General features: G+C 70.8%; 4 protein-coding genes and 1 pseudogene. 1 reads left to right on the top strand and 4 read right to left on the bottom strand.

What is annotated here, in order from left to right; genetic code table 11:
* Nucleotides 1-123 precede the first annotated feature (123 nt).
* From ACFXGX_RS21645 to ACFXGX_RS21635, 3 genes are all read right to left on the bottom strand, one after another.
* On the bottom strand, nt 124-1,698 hold the full coding sequence (locus ACFXGX_RS21645; protein WP_384793609.1) for a DUF1996 domain-containing protein: 1,575 nt from the start codon (nt 1,696-1,698) through the stop codon (nt 124-126).
* Between the two features lie 403 nt (nt 1,699-2,101).
* Entirely contained in the window at nt 2,102-3,088 is a 987-nt protein-coding gene (locus ACFXGX_RS21640; RefSeq protein WP_384793702.1) for an NAD-dependent epimerase/dehydratase family protein, read from the bottom strand.
* A 130-nt stretch (nt 3,089-3,218) separates the two neighbouring features.
* The gene (locus ACFXGX_RS21635; RefSeq protein WP_384793606.1) at nt 3,219-3,863 is read right to left on the bottom strand and encodes a winged helix-turn-helix domain-containing protein; all 645 of its coding nucleotides are present in this window, start codon (nt 3,861-3,863) and stop codon (nt 3,219-3,221) included.
* 362 nt (nt 3,864-4,225) lie between these two features.
* Between ACFXGX_RS21635 and ACFXGX_RS21630 the strand changes: the two are divergent.
* Nucleotides 4,226-4,627, top strand: a pseudogene (locus ACFXGX_RS21630) (ATP/GTP-binding protein); the annotation flags it as partial.
* Here ACFXGX_RS21630 and glnII read toward each other — a convergent pair.
* A complete protein-coding gene (gene glnII / locus ACFXGX_RS21625) occupies nt 4,522-5,550 on the bottom strand; it encodes a glutamine synthetase (protein WP_384793603.1) in 1,029 nt (342 codons plus the stop codon). The pseudogene ACFXGX_RS21630 and the gene glnII overlap by 106 nt on opposite strands.
* Nucleotides 5,551-6,012: the final 462 nt, after the last annotated feature.

The raw sequence follows: 6,012 nt of genomic DNA, 5'->3' as shown, positions 1-6,012 counted from the left end.
GGGGCGGGGCCGGGGGGGGCGGCCCCCCCCGCGCCCCCGGGGCCCCCCCCGGGGCGCCCCGCCCCCCCCCCCCCCGCCGGCCGGGCCCCCCCCCCCCCCCCCCCCCCCAATCGTCTCAGGGTGTTACTTGCAACGCTGACCGTTGTTGATGCAGGTGACCATCTTGTTCATCAGGTTCTCGTCGAAGACGTTGATGAAGTCGTCGTGGTCGGTGGTGGCCTTGTGGAGCTGCTCCGGGAAACCGTCCACCGCGTAGGCGTTCTTGATCTGCCCGTTGGTGAGGGTCGGGGCCCGGAAGCCGTAGACCAGGCGCATCGTGAGCTGCGGAATGGCCTTGAAGCCGTTGGCGCAGTTGCCCTGGGCGTCGGCGAAGGCCACGTGGGTGCGGTGGTTCGCGCTGTCGGCGTTCACCCCGTCCCAGCAGCTCTGGAAGGCGAAGGTGCGGACCACGGTGCTGCCGCGCGGGCAGATCGGGTACTGCGCCGTCAGCTGCACCTTGTTCTCGAAGCCGGTGCAGCTCCAGTGCGCGTTGGCGTTCGCGAGACCGTTGGTCGTGGTCTTCGCGTCACCGGTGATGATGCGCAGGAACTTCGGCATCGCGACGACCTTGCTGGCCGGGTTGCCGACGAACTTGATCTGCGCCTGCCGCACCTGCTGGATCTGGCCGACGTTGAGTTCCTTGCCGCCACCCAGGTTGTTCTGGTCGAAGTCCTGCGTACCGTTCTGGATACGCACGACCGGCCAGTAGTACGACGACTTGTCGCCCTGGTTGGAGCAGGACGTCTGGGCCGCCGCGAAGGTGTCGTTGGTGGCGAAGGCGTCGTTCGACTGGTTGCCGACGTAGTCGTGCAGGTGGTGCGCACCGTTGGTGACACCGGGCGCCACGATCACGTTGTCCGTGTTGAACTTCTTGTTCGCGTTCACACCGCAGGACGTCGTGAACACACCGGACGAACCGGCCGCCTGGGTACGGGCCTTGCGGGCGACGTTCGGCTGGACCTTCGTGATGTCGACGAAGTCGGCCGCGACCGGGCCGTTGCCGGCCTGTCCGCCGTTGCCCGCCTGCGCACCGCCGCCGGCGGCGGGGGCGCTCGCACTCGCGGAGGCACCAGCACCGGCACCGGCACCGGCACCCGCGCCGGCGTTGGCACCCGCACCGGCGCTCGCGCTCGCGGACGGAGCGGCCGTGGCGCCGCCGTTGTTCTGTCCGCCGTTGGCCTGTCCGGCCGCAGGCTGTCCCGTGCAGTTGGAGAGACCGTCGAGCCAGCCCGGAGCCTTGCCACCGACGCGGTTGATCTCCAGCTTGATCCGGTCGATGATCACCGACCGGTTCTGCTTGAGCGGCGTCAGGATGGAGTTCTGGACGAAGCTCGCGTCCCTCGCCTGCGCGTCACGCGTGGTCGCGAGCCGCTGGTAGGCGACGGTGATCTGCTGGTCGAGCGTCGCCAGCTCTCCGTCGACCTCGCCCCGCGCCTGCTGCGGAACGTTGGACAGCTTCTGGCCGACGTCCGGACACTGAATGGTGGCCACCTGCGCGGGCGCGGCCTTGGTGGTGTTCCGGCCCGAGTTGTTGCTCTCGTGTGCCGAGGCGTAGAAATTCGCCCAGACCAGCCCACCCCCGCCGATCGCGAGCGCTGCCGACGCGGCGATGGCACGAACGGCCAGCGGCGAACGGCGTTTTCGAATGTTGCGTCCCATGGAACTCCTCTGACTTCCTTGCGGGGCAGTGAGGCGCCCGACAGGAGTGAAGCGGCTCCATTCCATACGCGGGAGGTGCGCGAGGTGTTCAGGGGTCTCGAAAGAATCTTAGAAAGTCGTGAGACCAATTCGGTCGCAATGGTCCCAGAAGCCCGCGAATTCCCGGGAGTTGATCTCGGAATTCAGGTTTGAGAGTCAATTCTTGACTCGTATTCAGTAGCGGACGGTTCCGAGAGGGCCGCCGCCGGTTGTCGCGGGGTGTGTCCAGACGGCTTCAACTGCCCGGCGGCACAGCCGAGTTCGAGGCGGACCCAGGCCGTCCCGGTCCCGGCCGTCCCGGCCGTCCCGGCCGTACCCGTCAATGCGGCGGGGCCGGAGCGGCCGGGCCGGGAATTACCGGCGTTCAGCTACCGAGGACCTTCGCCTCCAGGGCGGGATCCAGTCCCACCGCCGGCCGGTCGGTACGCCGGGGAGCGGCACCGCCGAGTGACCGGAGCCAGCTCCAGGTGTCCTCGACGGTCTCCTCGACGGGCCGGCACCGCAGCCCCGTCCGCAGGGCCCGCGAGACGTCGCCCGAGTACACCGAGGTGTGCAGCTCGCTCCTCGGCGGCACCCACACCGGAAGCTGCGTCCACGGTTCGATCCCGGCGCTCAGCACGGCCTCGGGGTCCGTCCAGCGGAGCTCGGCCCGCGCCCCGGTGGCGTGGACGCACGCGTCGAGCAGCGCCCCCATCGTGCCGTGCCCCGGGGCGCTCACCAGGTTGTACGGCCCGTCGAGTTCCGCCTCCACGGCGCCGAGCGTCCACTCCGCCAGATCCCGGACGTCGATGTACTGGAGCGGCAGCTCGCGCGGCCCGGGAGCGAGCACCGGACCCCCCGCCGCGATCCGGGTCAGCCACCACGGCAGCCGCCCGACGTTCTCGTACGGTCCGAGGATCAGTCCGCACCGGACGAGCAGCGAACGCTCGCCGCCGAACGCCTCGACGGCGGCCAGTTCCCCGCCCCGCTTGTCCCGGGCGTAGTCGGTCGCGTCCGCGCCGGCCGACGCGCCCTCCACGAGCGGCGTGTTCTCGGCGTACCCGGCGGCGCGGGGCCACGCGTACACCGAGCAGCTCGACACGTACACGTACCGGGACGCCCGCCCGGCCAGCAGACGGGCCGCGTCCCGTACGTACCGCGGCGCCGCCGACCAGGTGTCGACGACGGCGTCCCACGTGTCCGTGGTCCCGGCGAGTGCCGCGAGCCCGTCCGGCGAGGTGCGGTCGCCCAGCAGCGACCGCGCCCCGGCCGGGGGTTCGTGCCGTCCGCGGTGGAAGACGGTGACGTCCCACCCGCGCGCGAGCGCGGCCTCCACGACCGCGCGCCCCACGAACTCCGTACCGCCCAGCATCAGAAGTCTCCGTGTCATACGGACGACTCTGCCCGCACGGCCCGCCCCGCGGCACGCGAATCTGCTGACAGAAGATGCGCGGGGCCGGCCGGTGCCCGGCCGCGGCCGGGCCGTTCTCCGGGCCTGTGGGTCAACGGCCGGTCGGCGGGGTGTACTTGTACCCCACCCGGCGCACCGTCTGGATCGCCAGCCGGTGCTGGGTGCCGAGCTTGCGGCGCAGCCGGGCGACATGGACGTCGACCGTCCGTCCGTCGCCGACGTGTCCGTAGCCCCACACCGTGGAGACCAGCTGGTCGCGGGTGTGCACCCGGTGCGGGTGGCGGACGAGGTGCGCGAGCAGCTCGAACTCCAGGTAGGTCAGGTCCAGTACGTGTCCGTCGACCTCGGCGGTGCGCTGCACCGTGTCGACGCGCACCAGCGGGTCGGCGGCGGCGTCGGTCAGGGTGTCGGTCACGGCGCCGGGGGCGGCCGGGGGCTCGGCCAGGCCCGTCACGGCGAGCGGCAGCAGGGGCTGCTGGTCCGCCGGTACGAGGACCAGGTAGCCGATCATCGGCGGCTGCCCCGGCAGGACGGGCAGCGCGTTCTGCGGAGCGGGCAGCCAGGTGGCGCCCGGCGGGAGGAAGGTGGCCCCGTCGTGCCGCGAGCTCTCGGCTTCGTTCGAGCGGGGGAGGCCCCAGTCCTCGTCCCGGTCGACGGCGCGCAGTCGGTGCCGTGCCGGGGCGGTCGAGGGGGCGGGAGTGGTTGCGACGGAGGAGAGGGAACGAGTGGTCGCCATGAGAGGTCAGCTCTTTCGCGCGAGAAGTTCGTCGGGAGGTTCGACGACCGCGAGTTCGTGGTCGGAGCCGTCGAGGACGTACGTCGTGCGCGCTGGCCGAAGGCCGGGGTGTACGGCTTTAGAGGGCCGGCGCGTTCGTCGCGCGACAACACACCCGGTCGAAGTCGTGGTGCTGACGGGAGGGCCAGAAGGGCTCGAGGTCATGGCGACCCGTCGCGAGGCGCTTCTGGAAGATGGACATGACTCCATTGAAGCAGACACAGCCCCGTAACAGGACCCTCCTCTCACTGCTCGGACGCCTTCTTGGCGCGAACCGGACACCGCGCCGATCAGCCCGTCGGGCGGGGGCCCTGGACCCGACGCTCAAGCTCTATCTGTTCGGCACCCCCGGCCAGGAGCGGTTCGGGTTCATGTGGGACGACCTCGTCGAGGGCGCGCTCGGCGGGCTCGTCATCGTCGACACCCGGCGGCTCGACGACTGCTACGCGGCCGTCGACTACTTCGAGCACCGCGAGATCCCCTTCGCGGTGGCCGTCAACGCCTTCGACGGCAACGCCGGGATCAGCGAGACCGGCCTCAACACCGAACCGAGCCCGACGGCAACGCGAAGGGGCGCCCACCGGGACGGTGGGCGCCCCTTCGGGACAACTGCGCGGGATCAGATCTGGCCGGCCTTCTCCAGGGCGGCGCAGCAGGTGTCGACGATGAGACGCGTCACGACGTACGGGTCGACGTTCGCGTTCGGACGGCGGTCCTCGATGTAGCCCTTGCCGTCCTTCTCGACCTGCCACGGGATGCGGACCGAGGCACCGCGGTCGGAGACGCCGTAGCTGTACTCGTTCCACGGGGCGGTCTCGTGCAGGCCCGTCAGGCGGTCGTCGATGCCGGCGCCGTAGTTCTTGACGTGGTCCATCGGCTTGGAGCCCTCGCCGAGCGACTCGCACGCCGTGATGATCGCGTCGTAGCCCTCGCGCATCGCCTTGGTGGAGAAGTTGGTGTGCGCGCCCGCGCCGTTCCAGTCGCCCTTCACCGGCTTCGGGTCCAGCGTCGCGGAGATGCCGAAGTCCTCGGCGGTGCGGTAGAGCAGCCAGCGGGCGACCCAGAGCTGGTCCGAGACCTCCAGCGGCGCCAGCGGGCCGACCTGGAACTCCCACTGGCCGGGCATGACCTCGGCGTTGATGCCGGAGATGCCGAGGCCCGCCTTGAGGCAGTTGTCCAGGTGCGCCTCGACGACGTCACGGCCGAAGATCTCGTCCGCGCCGACACCGCAGTAGTAGCCGCCCTGCGCGGCCGGGAAGCCGCCCTCGGGGAAGCCGAGCGGACGGGCGCCCTTGAAGAAGGTGTACTCCTGCTCGATGCCGAAGATCGACTCCTGCGCGGCGAACTTCTCCGCGACCTCGGCCAGCGCGGCACGGGTGTTGGACTCGTGCGGCGTCATGTCGATGTTCAGGACCTCGCACAGGACGAGGATGTCGGCACCGCCGCGGATCGGGTCCGGGAAGCTGGCCACGGGCTTGAGTACGCGGTCCGAGGCGTGACCCTCGGCCTGGTTCGTCGAGGAGCCGTCGAAGCCCCAGATCGGCAGCTCCGCGCCCTTGGCGTCGTCGGCCAGGATCTTCGTCTTGGAACGAAGCTTGGCCGTCGGCTCGGTGCCGTCGATCCAGATGTACTCAGCCTTGAAGCTCACGGGCCACATCCTTCGGGGTGGGTCTTGATCGCACTTGCGGGTGCTGCGGCGCTGCGGCACTGGGGCGCCGCCGGGTATGTCCGGAAGCCTGTCAACCAGCGATTTCCCGAGCGTTGCCCGAATGTGAACCCCGTGTTACCTGGGGCGTATGTGCCCGGTCTCACACGACCCGTTCCGCCGTTGCCGTCCGCGTGTGATCGTTCGCGACCGCGACGGTCCGCCCGGTCGCCCGCCGTGGACCCGGAGGCCCGCCGGGGTCCGCTCGTATGCGATCCGGGTGAGAGCGGTCAGGGGTGATGTGCCCTGCTTCAGGTCGAGTTGTCCGTACGAGGGGGTGTCGCGTGGCTTCGTGAAGGGCCGCCCCCGCGCGCGCGAAAAACCCAGGCGGGGCGGGGCGCGGCCCACCCGCGGCGCGGCCGGCGGCGGGGGGGTTGGGGGCGGCCGCTGGTCGCCGCCGCCAGG

Source organism: Streptomyces sp. NPDC059371 (genome assembly GCF_042751995.1).
GTDB lineage: Bacteria > Actinomycetota > Actinomycetes > Streptomycetales > Streptomycetaceae > Streptomyces.
This window is presented reverse-complemented; position numbering and strand designations above follow the sequence as displayed.